The following is a 16,457-nucleotide window of genomic DNA, read 5'->3' on the forward strand; positions in this document are numbered from 1 at the left end:
AGTACCAGCGTACGGCCCACAGAATGATGTCACGCTGAAAATGCCGGCCTTTGAATGGGTTCATGTGCAGCTCCATCAGCAAAAGGGGATGATAAGTTTATCACCACCGACTATTTGCAACAGTGCCATAGATTCTTACGTAGCGTTTCTGGCGTGCATTTTCGGGTGGTTTGTTACTGTTTTTAACGGGGATACGTCAGAAACGCGCTCAGGCCGTCTGAGCGGTACGCGTAATGAGGCGTTATGGTAAATAGCCTATGCTAATGTCCGCTAAGAGCGAGAAGCGGATGTTAATTAAACAAATTTTTACATATTTACCACAATTTTTGTTGTCTAGAAGATATAACCAGTTTTAGTCTTAATTTCATCATAACTTATCATGCTTGGAGTGTTATTTTGATAGACAGACTCGACCACTTAGTGCTGACATGTCACTCAATCGAAAAATGTGTGGACTTTTATACTCGAATACTGGGTATGGAGGTAACTATGTTTAAAAATAATCGTCGAGCACTTATTTTTGGTAACCAAAAAATAAATATCCATGAATATGGTAAAGAATTTGAACCTAAGGCTCACCTACCAGTTCCCGGATCGCTTGATCTCTGTTTTATAGTCAGCAAGTCAATTCCCGAGATTCTTTCACATCTTTCAGAACAAAATGTTCAAGTGCTTGAGGGTCCCATAGAAAGAACTGGTGCAAGAGGGAATATAATTTCTGTATATATTCGTGATCCAGACTTAAATCTTATAGAGTTATCAGTATACAAATAAATAGTTGCAGCTCTACACGAATTCATGTGGCTCGTTTGCATAGGGGGCTAATATTGTCAGGGTTTAAATACAAAAATGAACCTCATACATCCCCTTTCAAATGAATATATTATCTTTGCCATGAGCCTTGATAGGGAATATAGTTCGCAGCTGGCAGAATTGAGAATTTGATTGATTTTAATTTGCGACCTTAAGATAACCAAATGAAAATAAAGGAGTATCTATGATTTCAACAAGCCTGATTGCGATTGCTGCAGTTCTTGTCATGGGGGTTATGAGCCCTGGGCCAAGCTTCATTTATGTTGCCCGAAATGCTGTTGTCCATTCAAGATTACATGGGTTGGTAACTGCCCTCGGTACTGGTGTGGGGGCGGCAACATTTTCTCTTATGGCGATGCTGGGATTACAGCAAGTTTTAAATGCTGTTCCTGAATTATTTATCGCGATGAAAGTTTTCGGTGGAGCATATCTTATTTGGTTAGCAGTTAAGATTTTCAGAACTGCTTCGCAACCTTTGACGCTATCAGTAAATCCTAATGCCGAAAGTAAATCTTTGTGGAAGACATTTCGGGATGGTCTTTTTACACAATTGAGTAACCCTAAAACAGCTATTGTTTTTGCCTCAATATTTACGGCATTGCTACCTGCTGACATTCCGACAGGATATTATTACGTCATCCCCGCAATGAGCTTTATTATTGATGCAGGTTGGTATTCTCTTGTTGCGCTGCTGTTGTCTGCCGAACGTCCACGGAGAGTATATCTTAGGATTAAGGGTCAGGTAGATAGAGTCTCTGCGACAATATTAAGCTTTCTAGGTTTCAAACTAATCATATCATCATTTTCAAAGTGACAACGCCTCAACTTTTTGGCTTAGTGCCGAGTAGTAAAGATATCAGTAATTCGAAAACAGCAATGTCCGCTTCTGGCACAAAGCGGACAGTGATCACCGTTCTTACGACTACTTTCTGACTTCCTTCGTGACTTGCCCTAAGCATGTTGTAGTGCGATACTTGTAATGACATTTGTAATTACAAGAGGTGTAAGACATGGGTAGCATTAACCTGCGTATTGACGATGAACTTAAAGCGCGTTCTTACGCCGCGCTTGAAAAAATGGGCGTAACTCCTTCTGAAGCGCTTCGTCTCATGCTCGAGTATATCGCTGACAATGAACGCTTGCCGTTCAAACAGACACTCCTGAGTGATGAAGATGCTGAACTTGTGGAGATAGTGAAAGAACGGCTTCGTAAGCCTAAGCCAGTACGTGTGACGCTGGATGAACTCTGATGGCGTATTTTCTGGATTTTGACGAGCGGGCACTAAAGGAATGGCGAAAGCTGGGCTCGACGGTACGTGAACAGTTGAAAAAGAAGCTGGTTGAAGTACTTGAGTCACCCCGGATTGAAGCAAACAAGCTCCGTGGTATGCCTGATTGTTACAAGATTAAGCTCCGGTCTTCAGGCTATCGCCTTGTATACCAGGTTATAGACGAGAAAGTTGTCGTTTTCGTGATTTCTGTTGGGAAAAGAGAACGCTCGGAAGTATATAGCGAGGCGGTCAAACGCATTCTCTGAACCAAAGCATGACATCTCTGTTTCGCACCGAGGGTGACACTTCTGCTTTGCGTTGACACCCTCTGATTTAGACAATTGCAGCCATAAAGCCCCGTTGGTGATACAGCAACAAGCGGAGCGTAGTGACGTCATCAGATTGTCAGAGGGATCACACCTTATCAGGATAACCGTGTACCTTTCGGAGCGTGACTGAAACGCTGATAGAACTTGCATGTGGTTTGCAAGAACCAATCACTGTCAACAACGGGTAAAAAGTGATCCACTTACCGCCACCACCAACGGTTTAATATTGATCCACCTTGTTTACTCAGGATTAGCTTCAGCTATAACCCCGGCCTTTCGTTTCTGCTTCAGTCGATAGCTTTCCCCTTTTATTTGCACGACGTGTGAGTGATGTAAGATCCGGTCCAGCATCGCCGATGTCAGCGCTGCATCACCGGCGAACGTCTGATCCCACTGCCCGAACGGCAGGTTGGAGGTCAGGATCATCGCGCTCTTCTCGTAACGTTTGGCGATGACCTGGAAGAACAGCTTGGCTTCCTCCTGACTGAACGGCAGATAACCTATTTCATCGATGATAAGCAGCTTCGGGGCCATGACACCACGATTGAGAGTCGTTTTGTAACGGCCCTGACGCTGTGAAGTGGACAGCTGTAGCAGCAGGTCCGCTGCTGTTGTGAAGCGAACCTTGATGCCCGCCCGTACTGCTTCGTAGCCCATGGCTATCGCCAGATGCGTTTTTCCCACGCCCGATGGCCCCAGCAACACGATGTTTTCGTTACGCTCTATGAAGCTCAGGGATCGCAGCGACTGGATTTGCTTCTGAGGAGCGCCGGTGGCGAAGGTGAAGTCGTACTCCTCGAACGTCTTTACCGCCGGGAAGGCTGCCATCCGCGTGTACATCGCCTGTTTACGCTGATGCCGGGCCAGTTTCTCCTCATGTAACAGGTGCTCCAGGAAGTCCATGTAGCTCCATTCCTGATCCACCGCCTGTTGCGACAGCGCCGGCGCTGCGCCGATAAGACTGTCCAGCTGGAGCTGTTCGGCAAGCACCATCAGCCGTTGATGTTGCAGTTCGACCATCATGCGGCTCCTCTGCAGAACGTGTCATAGATGGAGAGCGGATGATGCAACGGCTGCCTGTCGAAGGTCATCAGGCTTTCATCAACCTGCACGTCATACTGTTTTTTCTCCGGTGGCAGTGCCAGCATGGATTGCTGTTCCTCCACCCAGCGATCGCAGGGGCGGGTCTGGATAGTTTCATGCTTACGTTGATTGGCCACATCGTACAGCCAGCGCAGGCCGTAACGGTTTGCGGTTTCAACATCGACGGTGATCCCCATCGGACGCAGGCGTGTCATTAACGGGATATAGAAGCTGTTGCGGGCGTACTGCACCATCCTCTCCACCTTGCCTTTAGTCTGCGCCCTGAAGGGACGGCACAGGCGGGGAGAGAAGCCCATCTCTTTGCCGAACTGCCACAGGGAAGGATGGAACCGGTGCTGCCCGGTCTGGTAAGCATCACGCTGCAGCACCACCGTTTTCATATTGTCGTACAGGACTTCCTGCGGTACACCGCCGAAGAAGCTGAACGCATTGCGGTGACAGGCTTCCAGCGTGTCGTAGCGCATGTTGTCGGTGAACTCGATGTAAAGCATTCTGCTGTATCCCAGAACAGCGACGAACACATGCAGGGGTGACTTGCCGTTTCGCATGGTCCCCCAGTCAACCTGCATCTGCCGTCCGGGCTCGGTTTCGAAGCGAACGACCGGTTCTGCCTGTGCTGGCAGGGTCTGTTTACGGATGAACTCTCTCAGGATAGTAAGCCCTCCACGATAGCCCAGCTCCATGATTTCCCTGGCAATAACGGTCGCCGGGATTTTGTAGGGATGCGCATCGCTGATCCGCTTAGAGATGTAATCACGGTATTCATCGAGCAGTGATGATGGTGCCGGGCGTGGTGAATACTGCGGCTTTTCAGATTTGGCTTTCAGGTGGCTGCGGACAGTATTGCGCGAAATACCCAGCTCCCTGGCAATGGCCCGGATACTCATTCCCCGCTTGTGCAGGACTTTAATTTCCATACGAATCTCAAAAGTGATCATAAGCTCCCCTGTATTCAGAGGAGCAGATTAACCCCTGGATCAATTTTCAACCGCTGGGGTGGATCAGTTTTGCACCGTTGGTAACAATCACCATTAACCTGTTTACGCAGCCACAGGGCCGCACATCGGGATTAAATGCGGCTTTCAGACGGTGTACCTAAGCATCCTTGGAAGGCTTTGTGCACAAAGCTGCTATGCCCAAGGCTAACTAAAACCCAGTTACCAGAAAGTGCCTCTATCCAAAAAGCCAAAAAATATGCACAAGAGGCCGAGTTTTGGCAGCATGTTGGTAGCAAAATGCACTTTGTTATGGTTTCGGGTGACTCAATGAAAACGTTGGTTACGGTTTTTGCAGTAAAGTGAGTGAGCTAATGTAGTATTCGAAATTTCTGAATATTTCTTATGTGCCAAAAGCAGACCTTGCCAAAGCACGTTGTGCACGTTGCAAGACTTGACCCCAGACTTTCTTAGCGAAGTGTCCACTTTTGCTGGTACGGATCACTCGAAAGTGTTAGCAATAGAGTAGACGCGATATGAAGTTGTGTAGTGGTAAGTGGCACTGTCAACATTGGTGCTCATATCACGGATTCGCGAAACGCGATTATAGAAACTGTTGCCATATTAGACTTATGGTGTTTAATATCAGGAACTTAAAGAATTTATTGAAATGCTCGTTGGTGATTATCTCGCTAAAAAGTGCTAGATAAGAAGCAAAACTAAACCTGTTTTTCTCGAGATGTAGATGTGTTGAGTTTGCAACACGTAGGTAATCCCTTTATTTATTGTTTGAATAGAAATCATGGCTTTAGAACAAGTTATCTACAACCTTGAAGAGGTTAAAGGGCTCTCTGATGAAGAGCTTTACCAACGCCTTTATGATAGTTGGGGCTTGGAAAATCATAAAATTGATGTCTGGGGTGAACTGAGTATTAACGTGGCAGGGAACTGGGCTGGTATCCGTAACGCAAAAACTCTTAGTGGCAACCAAAGCATAGAATACCCTCTGGCTGATTCGCATGAATTGCAATCAGGTGTGTTTTTAACCCCATCAGTAGCAAAAATAGTGTTAGGCAATGACACTAAAGGGATGGTTGCTTGTGAACTGATGTTAGCATCCATCCCGCAAAGAGCTAAAAAAAACAACCCATTTCTATTAGCCGTCAATGATAAGACGGTTGAGCGTTTGACCTATCTGCCCGATGCATTACCTAATTTAGATCGGCAAGCCCTAATTCAAAATGAAGATGAAACACTGCTACGCAAAGTTATTTATGACGCAGAAGTTAAGCGCGTTAAACATAAAATCGCCTCAGAAACAGAAGCGTTAGAGGCAGCGTTGCAAGAAAAACAACAGGATATGACTGACAAGTTGGCGGAGTTGTCAGACGCATTCAAAAGTACACAGGATAAAATCACAGCATCAACGACAGAGCTTGAAAGCTCAATCAAGAGAAATGAAGAACTAAATAATGATAATCATCGGCTAAATCTGAAGATTCAGGAAAGCAAAGCTGAGTTAGACGTCATTATCGAAAAGAGCCGAAAAGTAGAGGAAAGTATGGCAAGAAAAGTCGAGAAACTAACAGATTTCATCAAAGAGAAAGCCATCTTCCTGAAGAGTTTTGAGTTTTTGGATGAGGAAGATTTCGACTTTTTTGTTGGAAGCCCCTTGTCTAATAAGGAGCGTGGTGAACATATCTCTTTTTCACAAGCCCTTTATTCAAACTACAGCGATGCAGTTTCTTACATTCAAGCGTACCTCAAAGAACGAGACATCCTGTACCTGACCTGCCCCCACGATTAGATACAACACTCAGTTAGTAACGTCGGAATCTTCATTCTCAGAATGACCCTTTCTCCAGCCCGCTGCAAATTCAGACGGTGTCTGATAATTCAGCGTGGAGTGCGGGCGGCATTCGTTATAATCCTGCCGCCAGTCATTAATAATTTTCCTGGCATGAACGATATCGCTGAACCAGTGCTCATTCAAACATTCATCGCGAAATCGTCCGTTAAAGCTCTCAATAAATCCGTTCTGCGTTGGCTTGCCCGGCTGGATTAAGCGCAACTCAACACCATGCTCAAAGGCCCATTGATCCAGTGCACGGCAAGTGAACTCCGGCCCCTGGTCAGTTCTTATCGTCGCCGGATAGCCTCGAAACAGTGCAATGCTGTCCAGAATACGCGTGACCTGAACGCCTGAAATCCCAAAGGCAACAGTGACCGTCAGGCATTCCTTTGTGAAATCATCGACGCAGGTAAGACACTTGATCCTGCGACCGGTGGAAAGTGCGTCCATGACGAAATCCATCGACCAGGTCAGATTGGGCGCCGCCGGACGGAGCAGCGGCAGACGTTCTGTTGCCAGCCCTTTACGACGTCTTCTGCGTTTTACGCCCAGGCCACTGAGGTGATAAAGCCGGTACACGCGCTTATGATTAACATGAAGCCCTTCACGGCGCAGCAACTGCCAAATACGACGGTAGCCAAAACGCCTGCGCTCCAGTGCCAGCTCAGTGATGCGCCCTGATAAATGCGCATCAGCAGCCGGACGGTGAGCCTCATAGCGGCAGGTCGACAGGGATAAACCTGTAAGCCTGCAGGCACGACGTTGCGACAGACCGGTCGCATCACACATCAACATCACGGCTTCCCGCTTCTGGTCTGTCGTCAGTACTTTCGCCCAAGAGCCACCTGAAGCGCCTCTTTATCCAGCATGGCTTCGGCAAGCAGCTTCTTGAGTCTGGTGTTCTCTTCCTCAAGCGACTTCAGGCGCTTAACTTCAGGCACCTCCATACCGCCATACTTCTTACGCCAGGTGTAAAACGTGGCATCGGAAATGGCATGCTTGCGGCAGAGTTCACGGGCGGGTACCCCAGCTTCGGCTTCGCGGAGAATACTGATGATCTGTTCGTCGGAAAAACGCTTCTTCATGGGGATGTCCTCATGTGGCTTATGAAGACATTACTAACATCGGGGTGTACTAATCAACGGGGAGCAGGTCAGATTCATTGCACCATCTTCTCACCGACCGCGTCAGCCTCTCTGCGTATGTTACCGGAACAGCACGCCGCAGAAGCGCGCTATCCTATTCCTGTTGAGGATTTCCATTTCAGTATTTTCACTGCGGTGAACAATCAAACGGTAATGACATCCAGCGCTGAAATTGTGTTAGTGATTGAGGGGACCGCGACATTAAGCCATGCCAGCGGCGAGAGCCTTTTGCTTCACGTCGGGCTGTCAGCATTTATCCCAGCCTCCATCGGGCGATGGTTGCTGACTACGACTGGGAAAGTCTGTCGAGTATCGTGTTAATGTAAAATTAGAGGGGGTACAGCCCCCTTGTTTGTGTTTACTTAGCCCTAAATAAGGTTGAGTCTATCCCGCGCGTCCTGCAGGCGTTGCTCCCCGCGACGGTCATACTGCTGGGTGGTGGTGACGCTCGCGTGGCCCATCGCATCCTTCACGGTAATTAAATCCTCCCCGTTATCCAGCATCGCGGTGGCGAAGGTTCGCCTCAGATCGTGTGGAGAACATTTCGTGATGCCGGCCTGACCCTGGCGCACCTGCAGGATATGGTACACCGCCTGGTCGGTTAGCCGGTTTAGAGTCACATCCCCGAAACGACGGATGCGTGTGAACAGCGGGCCCGGGGTCTCGCCCCGGATCTCATCGATCCAGATCTGCAGCCGCTGCCAGGCACCGGCCGGGACATATGCCAGTCGCTCCTTGTTTCCCTTACCCAGCACTCTAAGCGCACGGTCCTGAGTGACAACGTCACGCAAATCCAGGCTCACTACTTCGGATCGTCGCAGGCCGCAGCCGAGAATGACCGCCAGCATCGCTGCATCCCGCGCCCCGAGGCAGCTGCGATCGGCTTCACAGACGGCAAACAGGGCGCGGATCTCCCCCTGGGGCAGCGCCCGACCGCTGGGCAGCCGACTGCCGCGCAGGTTACGGACCGCCCGGATATGCTGGAAGCTCTCCACATCCATGAGCCGGAGCATCCAGGCTTCCTTCGCCACGCCCTTGAGTGCCGAAAGATAGGTGTTGACGGTGGCGGTGGCCCGGCCGGTGTCGCGCAGCAGTTCGGTCACGGCCATCACGTGATGGCGCCGCAGGCTGCCCCAGCTGCAGGACTCCAGGGAGGCAGCTCCGAGCATAACGGCGACGATGTTCAGGAACGAGGCCATGGTCTGCCGGCTGCGGTGGGAATTGAGTGAAAGCAGGTAGGCCCGGGCCGGGCTGACCGGGGCATTCTCACCTGACAGCGCCGGCAGGAATTCCTCACTGGCTGCGGGCAGACTCAGCTCCGGTTCGTCATCGGGAATCAGGATCATGTCGGGCTCCGTCCGGCGCGCTGCGTAAAAAATCGGGGGCAAACTTACTGTCAGAGCGTACCGCAGAAAGTCTACTTTTTCAAAGGTACATTTTAATAAGTAGACTTGAAGCACTTGTTCTTAGCTGTACGATTACGGTGATGCTGCCAACTTACTGATTTAGTGTATGATGGTGGTTTTGAGGTGCTCCCGTGGCTTCCATCTCCATCAGTTGTCCCTCCTGCTCAGCTACTGAAGGCGTGGTGCGTAACGGTAAAAGTACTGCCGGACATCAGCGCTATCTCTGCTCTCACTGCCGTAAAACATGGCAGCTACAGTTCACTTACACCGCCTCTCAGGCCGCAGTCGGTAAACTCACGCATACAACCGGGCAGTGACGTCATTGTTTGCGCGGAAATGGACGAACAGTGGGGTTACGTCGGCGCTAAATCACGCCAGCGCTGGTTGTTTTACGCGTATGACAGGATACGGAGGACGGTTGTTGCACACGTCTTCGGTGAACGTACTATGGCCACGCTGGAGCATCTTCTGAGCCTGCCGTCGGTCTTTCAGGGCGCGTAGTTCCTTTTAAACACCAGTTCTGTATCTCTTTTAAAGATCCTTTAATAAATCCTGTAAACACATAACCTCTTCATCGCCTACCCTGTGGACAGGCTCCGGAGAATGCCCGCTCTTGCAGCGACCTGACGGTCGCGCCGGTTCGGCAACATCAGAAAGAGCTCCCATCGCTTCGCGAAGGGCCCCGACCGGAGAACCAAATTAGTTACAGCATTCAAAAGAAAGCTCATCATAAAACCGGCGCCGGTTTGCCGGCCGGGTGCCCCTCCCCACCACTGAAAAGCGCCGCCGCCCCCGGCCGAAGGCCGGGAGTAGTGTCGCTTTTAATGATGGGTGTTGTAACTACTCTTCTTCATCGCTGTGGGTGGAGCTGCGGTCAGTTGTCGGGTACACGCTCGTAAGCGGCCCTTCGGCCCGCTAACGCGGAGATACGCCCCGGCTGCGGCTGACGCCTTGCCGGGACCACTCCGACCGCGTACAGGGGAGCCCGCAGAATTCGGAAAAAATCGTACGCTAAGGTTTTCCGGGCATCCGTAAGGGCCGAAACTTCCCGTCTTCCAGTCTGCGGCTCTGCCGCCAGACGTAATCGCCGGTTAGGTTGATGTGCTCCCAGCCCAGCGGCGACAGGAATTGCAGCAGCTCGCCGTCCACCGGCTTGCCGGCCTCGACCAACCCCTGGGTGGCGCGTTCCAGGTACACCGTGTTCCACAGCACGATAGCCGCCGTCACCAGGTTGAGGCCGCTGGCCCGGTAGCGCTGCTGCTCGAAGCTCCGATCCCTGATTTCCCCAAGGCGGTTGAAGAACACCGCCCTGGCCAGCGAGTTGCGCGCCTCACCTTTGTTCAGGCCGGCATGCACGCGGCGGCGCAGTTCAACACTTTGCAGCCAGTCCAGGATGAACAGCGTGCGCTCGATCCGGCCCAGCTCGCGCAGGGCCACGGCCAGTCCGTTCTGGCGCGGGTAGCTGCCGAGCTTGCGCAGCATCAGCGAGGCGGTGACGGTGCCCTGCTTGATCGAGCTGGCCAGGCGCAGGATGTCGTCCCAGTGGGCACGCACGTGCTTGATGTTCAGGGTGCCGCCGATCAGCGGGCGCAACGTCGGGTAGGCTTGCACGCCCTGCGGCACGTACAGCTTGGTTTCGCCGAGGTCGCGGATGCGCGGCGCGAAGCGGAAGCCTAGCAGGTGCATCAGGGCAAAGACGTGATCGGTGAAGCCGGCCGTGTCGGTGTAGTGCTCCTCGATCCGCAGGTCGGACTCGTGGTACAGCAGGCCGTCGAGCACATAGGTGGAATCGCGGACGCCGACATTCACCACGCGGGTGCTGAACGGCGCGTACTGGTCGGAGATATGGGTATAGAACAGCCGTCCCGGCTCGCTACCGTACTTCGGGTTGACGTGCCCGGTGCTCTCGCCCCGGCCACCCGCGCGGAAGCGCTGGCCATCGGAGGATGAGGTCGTGCCGTCGCCCCAGTGGGCGGCAAAGGCGTGGCGATACTGGTGGTTGACCAGCTCGGCCAAGGCCGCCGAATAGGTTTCGTCGCGGATGTGCCAGGCTTGCAGCCAGGACAGCTTGGCGTAGGTCAGGCCGGGGCTCGACTCGGCCATCTTGGTCAGCCCGAGGTTGATCGCATCACCGAGGATTGCGGACAGCAGCAACGTCCTGTCTTTGGCCTCGGCCCCGTCCTTCAAGTGGGTGAAGTGGCGGCTGAAGCCCGTCCAGTCGTCCACGTCCATCAGCAGTTCGGTGATCTTGATGCGCGGCAGTAACTGGCTGGTTTGGTCGATCAGCGCCTGCGCCCGATCCGGCACCGCCGCATCCAGCGGGGTGATTTTCAGCCCTGACTCGGTGAGGATGGCATCGGGCAGCTCGTTGTCCTTGGCCAGGCGGGTGACGGTGGCCAACTGCTCGTCCAGCAGCTGCAAACGCTCTTCCAGGTACTGGTCGCTGTTCGGGTTGATCGCCAGGGGCAGGGCCTGCTCGCGCTTGAGTGCGGCGAACTTCTCGGCCGGCAGCAGGTAGTCGTCGAAGTCGCGGAACTGCCGCGAGCCCTTGACCCAGATGTCGCCGGAGCGCAGGGCGTTCTTCAGCTCGGACAGGGCGCAGATTTCGTAGAATTTCCGGTCGAGGCCTTCCGGGGTGATCACCAGCGGCTTCCAGCGCGGCTTGATGAAGGCCGTGGGTGCATCGGCCGGCACCTTGCGCAGGTTGTCGGCGTTCATCTCACGCAGGGTCTGCACGGCTGCCAGCACGCCTTGCGCGGCCGGCCCGTGCTGTTCCCCAACTTTTCGCTCGGCGAAGAGTATGAACATGCGCCGCCGGCGACGAATCGCCAAATCTCACCGTATCTCCCGAGCGGACGATTTCGCACCGGTCTGCCCGTCGAAGGGCTTGCGATCGAACGGGGCGACCTTTTCTATGCATGTCCGCGAGCCAGCGTCTTTTATGGCACGGCGCTCGACGCCGACCTTCGGACGCGCGGCGTAAGCACGCTTGTCATGGCCGGGATAAGCACCACCGGCGTTGTTCTTTCAAGCGTCGCCTGGGCTAGTGATGCGGACTACGACGTGCGTTTGGTCCAGGACTGCTGCTACGACCCGGATCGGGATGCCCACGAAGCTCTGTTGCGTTCCGGGTTCGGCGGACGTGTACAGGTCGTGTAATTTTCGGGCCTCGCATGATCGCGGCCATAGCCGCAGGTGGATTGGTGCGAGGCAGGGCCAGTCCAAGTCAGGGTGCGGTCATCGCGGCGCCTGCAACTCTCAAAAACCCATCGCCGTAGCGGAGGTCTTGTAATCGCATGTCATTACGCACGCCCGATTTATTGTTCACAGCGATAGCACCTGCCATTTGGGGCAGCACCTACATTGTCACCACCCAATACCTGCCGAACTTCTCACCGATGACGGTCGCGATGCTGCGGGCGTTGCCGGCGGGTTTATTGCTCGTGATGATCGTCCGACAGATTCCAACGGGAATCTGGTGGATGCGCATCTTCATCCTCGGCGCACTTAATATTTCGCTATTCTGGAGCTTGTTGTTTATTTCGGTCTACCGCCTGCCGGGCGGGGTCGCGGCGACGGTAGGCGCTGTGCAGCCGCTGATGGTCGTGTTCATCTCTGCCGCTCTGCTAGGTAGCCCGATACGATTGATGGCGGTCCTGGGGGCTATTTGCGGAACTGCGGGCGTGGCGCTGTTGGTGTTGACACCAAACGCAGCGCTAGATCCTGTCGGCGTCGCAGCGGGCCTGGCGGGGGCGGTTTCCATGGCGTTCGGAACCGTGCTGACCCGCAAGTGGCAACCTCCCGTGCCTCTGCTCACCTTTACCGCCTGGCAACTGGCGGCCGGAGGACTTCTGCTCGTTCCAGTAGCTTTAGTGTTTGATCCGCCAATCCCGATGCCTACAGGAACCAATGTTCTCGGCCTGGCGTGGCTCGGCCTGATCGGAGCGGGTTTAACCTACTTCCTTTGGTTCCGGGGGATCTCGCGACTCGAACCTACAGTTGTTTCCTTACTGGGCTTTCTCAGCCCGGGGACCGCCGTGTTGCTAGGATGGTTGTTCTTGGATCAGACGCTGAGTGCGCTTCAAATCATCGGCGTCCTGCTCGTGATCGGGAGTATCTGGCTGGGCCAACGTTCCAACCGCACTCCTAGGGCGCGTATAGCTTGCCGGAAGTCGCCTTGACCCGCATGGCATAGGCCTATCGTTTCCACGATCAGCGATCGGCTCGTTGCCCTGCGCCGCTCCAAAGCCCGCGACGCAGCGCCGGCAGGCAGAGCAAGTAGAGGGCAGCGCCTGCAATCCATGCCCACCCGTTCCACGTTGTTATAGAAGCCGCATAGATCGCCGTGAAGAGGAGGGGTCCGACGATCGAGGTCAGGCTGGTGAGCGCCGCCAGTGAGCCTTGCAGCTGCCCCTGACGTTCCTCATCCACCTGCCTGGACAACATTGCTTGCAGCGCCGGCATTCCGATGCCACCCGAAGCAAGCAGGACCATGATCGGGAACGCCATCCATCCCCGTGTCGCGAAGGCAAGCAGGATGTAGCCTGTGCCGTCGGCAATCATTCCGAGCATGAGTGCCCGCCTTTCGCCGAGCCGGGCGGCTACAGGGCCGGTGATCATTGCCTGGGCGAGTGAATGCAGAATGCCAAATGCGGCAAGCGAAATGCCGATCGTGGTCGCGTCCCAGTGAAAGCGATCCTCGCCGAAAATGACCCAAAGCGCGGCCGGCACCTGTCCGACAAGTTGCATGATGAAGAAGACCGCCATCAGGGCGGCGACGACGGTCATGCCCCGGGCCCACCGGAACGAAGCGAGCGGGTTGAGAGCCTCCCGGCGTAACGGCCGGCGTTCGCCTTTGTGCGACTCCGGCAAAAGGAAACAGCCCGTCAGGAAATTGAGGCCGTTCAAGGCTGCCGCGGCGAAGAACGGAGCGTGGGGGGAGAAACCGCCCATCAGCCCACCGAGCACAGGTCCCGCGACCATCCCGAACCCGAAACAGGCGCTCATGAAGCCGAAGTGCCGCGCGCGCTCATCGCCATCAGTGATATCGGCAATATAAGCGCCGGCTACCGCCCCAGTCGCCCCGGTGATGCCGGCCACGATCCGCCCGATATAGAGAACCCAAAGGAAAGGCGCCGTCGCCATGATGGCGTAGTCGACAGCAGCGCCGGCCAGCGAGACGAGCAAGACCGGCCGCCGCCCGAAACGATCCGACAGCGCGCCCAGCACAGGTGCGCAGGCAAATTGCATCAACGCATACAGCGCCAGCAGAATGCCATAGTGGGCGGTGACGTCGTTCGAGTGAACCAGATCGCGCAGGAGGCCCGGCAGCACCGGCATAATCAGGCCGATGCCGACAGCGTCGAGCGCGACAGTGCTCAGAATTACGATCAGGGGTCTGTTGGGTTTCACGTCTGGCCTCCGGACCAGCCTCCGCTGGTCCGATTGAACGCGCGGATTCTTTATCACTGATAAGTTGGTGGACATATTATGTTTATCAGTGATAAAGTGTCAAGCATGACAAAGTTGCAGCCGAATACAGTGATCCGTGCCGCCCTGGACCTGTTGAACGAGGTCGGCGTAGACGGTCTGACGACACGCAAACTGGCGGAACGGTTGGGGGTTCAGCAGCCGGCGCTTTACTGGCACTTCAGGAACAAGCGGGCGCTGCTCGACGCACTGGCCGAAGCCATGCTGGCGGAGAATCATACGCATTCGGTGCCGAGAGCCGACGACGACTGGCGCTCATTTCTGATCGGGAATGCCCGCAGCTTCAGGCAGGCGCTGCTCGCCTACCGCGATGGCGCGCGCATCCATGCCGGCACGCGACCGGGCGCACCGCAGATGGAAACGGCCGACGCGCAGCTTCGCTTCCTCTGCGAGGCGGGTTTTTCGGCCGGGGACGCCGTCAATGCGCTGATGACAATCAGCTACTTCACTGTTGGGGCCGTGCTTGAGGAGCAGGCCGGCGACAGCGATGCCGGCGAGCGCGGCGGCACCGTTGAACAGGCTCCGCTCTCGCCGCTGTTGCGGGCCGCGATAGACGCCTTCGACGAAGCCGGTCCGGACGCAGCGTTCGAGCAGGGACTCGCGGTGATTGTCGATGGATTGGCGAAAAGGAGGCTCGTTGTCAGGAACGTTGAAGGACCGAGAAAGGGTGACGATTGATCAGGACCGCTGCCGGAGCGCAACCCACTCACTACAGCAGAGCCATGTAGACAACATCCCCTCCCCCTTTCCACCGCGTCAGACGCCCGTAGCAGCCCGCTACGGGCTTTTTCATGCCCTGCCCTAGCGTCCAAGCCTCACGGCCGCGCTCGGCCTCTCTGGCGGCCTTCTGGCGCTCCTGCTGCGGCGTCCGCTCGTGGGCCGTGGCGCGGGTCCGCGCGCCGGCCTCGTGCGCCTGGCGCTCGCGGGCGAGGTCCAGGGCGGCCGTCTTCACGTTCTGCCTTGCGCAGATGAGATAGGGGAGCCCGCAGAATTCGGAAAAAATCGTACGCTAAGGTTTTCCGGGCATCCGTAAGGGCCGAAACTTCCCGTCTTCCAGTCTGCGGCTCTGCCGCCAGACGTAATCGCCGGTTAGGTTGATGTGCTCCCAGCCCAGCGGCGACAGGAATTGCAGCAGCTCGCCGTCCACCGGCTTGCCGGCCTCGACCAACCCCTGGGTGGCGCGTTCCAGGTACACCGTGTTCCACAGCACGATAGCCGCCGTCACCAGGTTGAGGCCGCTGGCCCGGTAGCGCTGCTGCTCGAAGCTCCGATCCCTGATTTCCCCAAGGCGGTTGAAGAACACCGCCCTGGCCAGCGAGTTGCGCGCCTCACCTTTGTTCAGGCCGGCATGCACGCGGCGGCGCAGTTCAACACTTTGCAGCCAGTCCAGGATGAACAGCGTGCGCTCGATCCGGCCCAGCTCGCGCAGGGCCACGGCCAGTCCGTTCTGGCGCGGGTAGCTGCCGAGCTTGCGCAGCATCAGCGAGGCGGTGACGGTGCCCTGCTTGATCGAGCTGGCCAGGCGCAGGATGTCGTCCCAGTGGGCACGCACGTGCTTGATGTTCAGGGTGCCGCCGATCAGCGGGCGCAACGTCGGGTAGGCTTGCACGCCCTGCGGCACGTACAGCTTGGTTTCGCCGAGGTCGCGGATGCGCGGCGCGAAGCGGAAGCCTAGCAGGTGCATCAGGGCAAAGACGTGATCGGTGAAGCCGGCCGTGTCGGTGTAGTGCTCCTCGATCCGCAGGTCGGACTCGTGGTACAGCAGGCCGTCGAGCACATAGGGGTCGTTTGCGGGAGAGGGCGAAATCCTACGCTAAGGCTTTGGCCAACGATATTCTCCGGTAAGATTGATGTGTTCCCAGGGGATAGGAGAAGTCGCTTGATATCTAGTATGACGTCTGTCGCACCTGCTTGATCGCGGCCGCGATAGCTAGATCGCGTTGCTCCTCTTCTCCATCCGCGTTCCAAGCTGCGGAAAGGCACCCATAAGGGGTCGTCTCAGAAAACGGAATCTATGGTCACTCCCGTTTTTGCAACACCGATTTTGACGACAAGTTGGCTTGCTTGAATCTATCCGGCGTCTGAATGGGATTTTATTCCCGCGCCTTGATG

The 16,457-nt window shown here is 55.1% G+C and carries 16 protein-coding genes and 5 pseudogenes; 12 read left to right on the plus strand and 9 right to left on the minus strand.

Going from position 1 to position 16,457, the window contains the following annotated elements; genetic code table 11:
* From ACHHZ7_RS24580 to ACHHZ7_RS24590, 3 genes are all read left to right on the plus strand, one after another.
* On the plus strand, nucleotides 1–250 hold a 250-nt coding region (locus ACHHZ7_RS24580), incomplete at its 5' end, for a hypothetical protein (RefSeq protein ID WP_204353576.1).
* 146 nt (nucleotides 251–396) lie between these two features.
* Nucleotides 397–774: a VOC family protein gene (locus ACHHZ7_RS24585; protein WP_069325474.1), complete on the plus strand. Its 378-nt coding sequence runs from the start codon at nucleotides 397–399 to the stop codon at nucleotides 772–774.
* A gap of 223 nt (nucleotides 775–997) precedes the next feature.
* On the plus strand, nucleotides 998–1,627 hold the full coding sequence (locus tag ACHHZ7_RS24590; RefSeq protein WP_069325473.1) for a LysE family translocator: 630 nt from the start codon (nucleotides 998–1,000) through the stop codon (nucleotides 1,625–1,627).
* 58 nt (nucleotides 1,628–1,685) lie between these two features.
* Here ACHHZ7_RS24590 and ydfV read toward each other — a convergent pair.
* Nucleotides 1,686–1,799 (minus strand): annotated as a pseudogene (ydfV, locus tag ACHHZ7_RS24595) (protein YdfV); the annotation flags it as partial.
* A 24-nt stretch (nucleotides 1,800–1,823) separates the two neighbouring features.
* Here ydfV and relB point away from each other — a divergent pair.
* Both relB and relE read left to right on the plus strand, forming a co-directional pair.
* The gene (gene relB / locus ACHHZ7_RS24600; protein ID WP_000534857.1) at nucleotides 1,824–2,063 is read left to right on the plus strand and encodes a type II toxin-antitoxin system antitoxin RelB; all 240 of its coding nucleotides are present in this window, start codon (nucleotides 1,824–1,826) and stop codon (nucleotides 2,061–2,063) included.
* The gene (gene relE / locus ACHHZ7_RS24605) at nucleotides 2,063–2,350 is read left to right on the plus strand and encodes a type II toxin-antitoxin system mRNA interferase RelE (protein ID WP_000323025.1); all 288 of its coding nucleotides are present in this window, start codon (nucleotides 2,063–2,065) and stop codon (nucleotides 2,348–2,350) included. Before relB ends, relE begins: the two co-directional genes overlap by 1 nt.
* A 303-nt stretch (nucleotides 2,351–2,653) precedes the next feature.
* On the opposite strand, the gene istB is transcribed toward relE, so the two are convergent.
* Nucleotides 2,654–3,436 carry an IS21-like element ISSen3 family helper ATPase IstB gene (gene istB / locus ACHHZ7_RS24610; RefSeq protein WP_001531258.1) on the minus strand — a complete coding sequence of 261 codons (783 nt, stop codon included), beginning with the start codon at nucleotides 3,434–3,436 and terminating at the stop codon, nucleotides 2,654–2,656.
* Nucleotides 3,433–4,455: an IS21-like element ISSen3 family transposase gene (istA, locus tag ACHHZ7_RS24615; protein WP_000627495.1), complete on the minus strand. Its 1,023-nt coding sequence runs from the start codon at nucleotides 4,453–4,455 to the stop codon at nucleotides 3,433–3,435. The genes istB and istA overlap by 4 nt, the downstream gene beginning before the upstream one ends.
* Before the next feature lie 138 nt (nucleotides 4,456–4,593).
* On the opposite strand from istA, the pseudogene ACHHZ7_RS24620 reads away from it, so the two are divergent.
* A pseudogene (locus tag ACHHZ7_RS24620) lies at nucleotides 4,594–4,818 on the plus strand (hypothetical protein); the annotation flags it as partial.
* 436 nt (nucleotides 4,819–5,254) lie between these two features.
* On the plus strand, nucleotides 5,255–6,259 hold the full coding sequence (locus ACHHZ7_RS24625; protein ID WP_395149220.1) for a hypothetical protein: 1,005 nt from the start codon (nucleotides 5,255–5,257) through the stop codon (nucleotides 6,257–6,259).
* A gap of 9 nt (nucleotides 6,260–6,268) precedes the next feature.
* On the opposite strand, the gene ACHHZ7_RS24630 is transcribed toward ACHHZ7_RS24625, so the two are convergent.
* A protein-coding gene (locus tag ACHHZ7_RS24630) for an IS3-like element ISSen4 family transposase (RefSeq protein WP_085950818.1) occupies nucleotides 6,269–7,389 on the minus strand; the annotation gives its coding sequence in 2 pieces (ribosomal slippage) (nucleotides 6,269–7,131 and nucleotides 7,131–7,389; 1,122 coding nt in all).
* A gap of 21 nt (nucleotides 7,390–7,410) precedes the next feature.
* Between ACHHZ7_RS24630 and ACHHZ7_RS24635 the strand changes: the two genes are divergently transcribed.
* The gene (locus ACHHZ7_RS24635) at nucleotides 7,411–7,770 is read left to right on the plus strand and encodes a hypothetical protein (protein WP_170877903.1); all 360 of its coding nucleotides are present in this window, start codon (nucleotides 7,411–7,413) and stop codon (nucleotides 7,768–7,770) included.
* A gap of 47 nt (nucleotides 7,771–7,817) precedes the next feature.
* Here the strand turns inward: ACHHZ7_RS24635 and ACHHZ7_RS24640 are convergent, their stop codons facing one another.
* Nucleotides 7,818–8,795 carry a tyrosine-type recombinase/integrase gene (locus tag ACHHZ7_RS24640; protein ID WP_000600827.1) on the minus strand — a complete coding sequence of 326 codons (978 nt, stop codon included), beginning with the start codon at nucleotides 8,793–8,795 and terminating at the stop codon, nucleotides 7,818–7,820.
* Between the two features lie 191 nt (nucleotides 8,796–8,986).
* On the opposite strand from ACHHZ7_RS24640, the pseudogene ACHHZ7_RS24645 reads away from it, so the two are divergent.
* Nucleotides 8,987–9,344, plus strand: a pseudogene (locus ACHHZ7_RS24645) (IS1 family transposase); the annotation flags it as partial.
* A gap of 522 nt (nucleotides 9,345–9,866) precedes the next feature.
* Here ACHHZ7_RS24645 and ACHHZ7_RS24650 read toward each other — a convergent pair.
* A pseudogene (locus ACHHZ7_RS24650) lies at nucleotides 9,867–11,618 on the minus strand (Tn3-like element TnAs1 family transposase); the annotation flags it as partial.
* Between the two features lie 3 nt (nucleotides 11,619–11,621).
* Here ACHHZ7_RS24650 and ACHHZ7_RS24655 point away from each other — a divergent pair.
* Nucleotides 11,622–12,014, plus strand: a complete 393-nt coding sequence (locus tag ACHHZ7_RS24655; protein ID WP_001351729.1) for a cysteine hydrolase family protein — start codon at nucleotides 11,622–11,624, stop codon at nucleotides 12,012–12,014.
* Between the two features lie 137 nt (nucleotides 12,015–12,151).
* Nucleotides 12,152–13,036, plus strand: coding sequence for a DMT family transporter (locus ACHHZ7_RS24660; protein ID WP_000058717.1), 885 nt, complete (start codon nucleotides 12,152–12,154; stop codon nucleotides 13,034–13,036).
* Nucleotides 13,037–13,067: 31 nt separating this feature from the next.
* Here ACHHZ7_RS24660 and tet(A) read toward each other — a convergent pair whose 3' ends face one another.
* Nucleotides 13,068–14,267, minus strand: a complete 1,200-nt coding sequence (gene tet(A) / locus ACHHZ7_RS24665; protein ID WP_000804064.1) for a tetracycline efflux MFS transporter Tet(A) — start codon at nucleotides 14,265–14,267, stop codon at nucleotides 13,068–13,070.
* Between the two features lie 105 nt (nucleotides 14,268–14,372).
* Here tet(A) and tetR(A) point away from each other — a divergent pair, with 105 nt between their 5' ends.
* Complete coding sequence (gene tetR(A), locus ACHHZ7_RS24670) at nucleotides 14,373–15,023, plus strand: tetracycline resistance transcriptional repressor TetR(A) (RefSeq protein WP_000164043.1); 651 nt, start codon at nucleotides 14,373–14,375, stop codon at nucleotides 15,021–15,023.
* 31 nt (nucleotides 15,024–15,054) lie between these two features.
* On the opposite strand, the gene ACHHZ7_RS24675 is transcribed toward tetR(A), so the two are convergent.
* Together ACHHZ7_RS24675 and ACHHZ7_RS24680 are read right to left on the minus strand one after the other, a co-directional pair.
* Entirely contained in the window at nucleotides 15,055–15,297 is a 243-nt protein-coding gene (locus ACHHZ7_RS24675; RefSeq protein ID WP_000844627.1) for a transposase, read from the minus strand.
* 57 nt (nucleotides 15,298–15,354) lie between these two features.
* Nucleotides 15,355–16,125, minus strand: a pseudogene (locus tag ACHHZ7_RS24680) (Tn3 family transposase); the annotation flags it as partial.
* Nucleotides 16,126–16,457 lie beyond the last annotated feature (332 nt).

Origin of the sequence: Citrobacter freundii complex sp. 2024EL-00216 (assembly GCF_043945515.1) — a bacterium.
Taxonomy (GTDB): domain Bacteria; phylum Pseudomonadota; class Gammaproteobacteria; order Enterobacterales; family Enterobacteriaceae; genus Citrobacter; species Citrobacter portucalensis.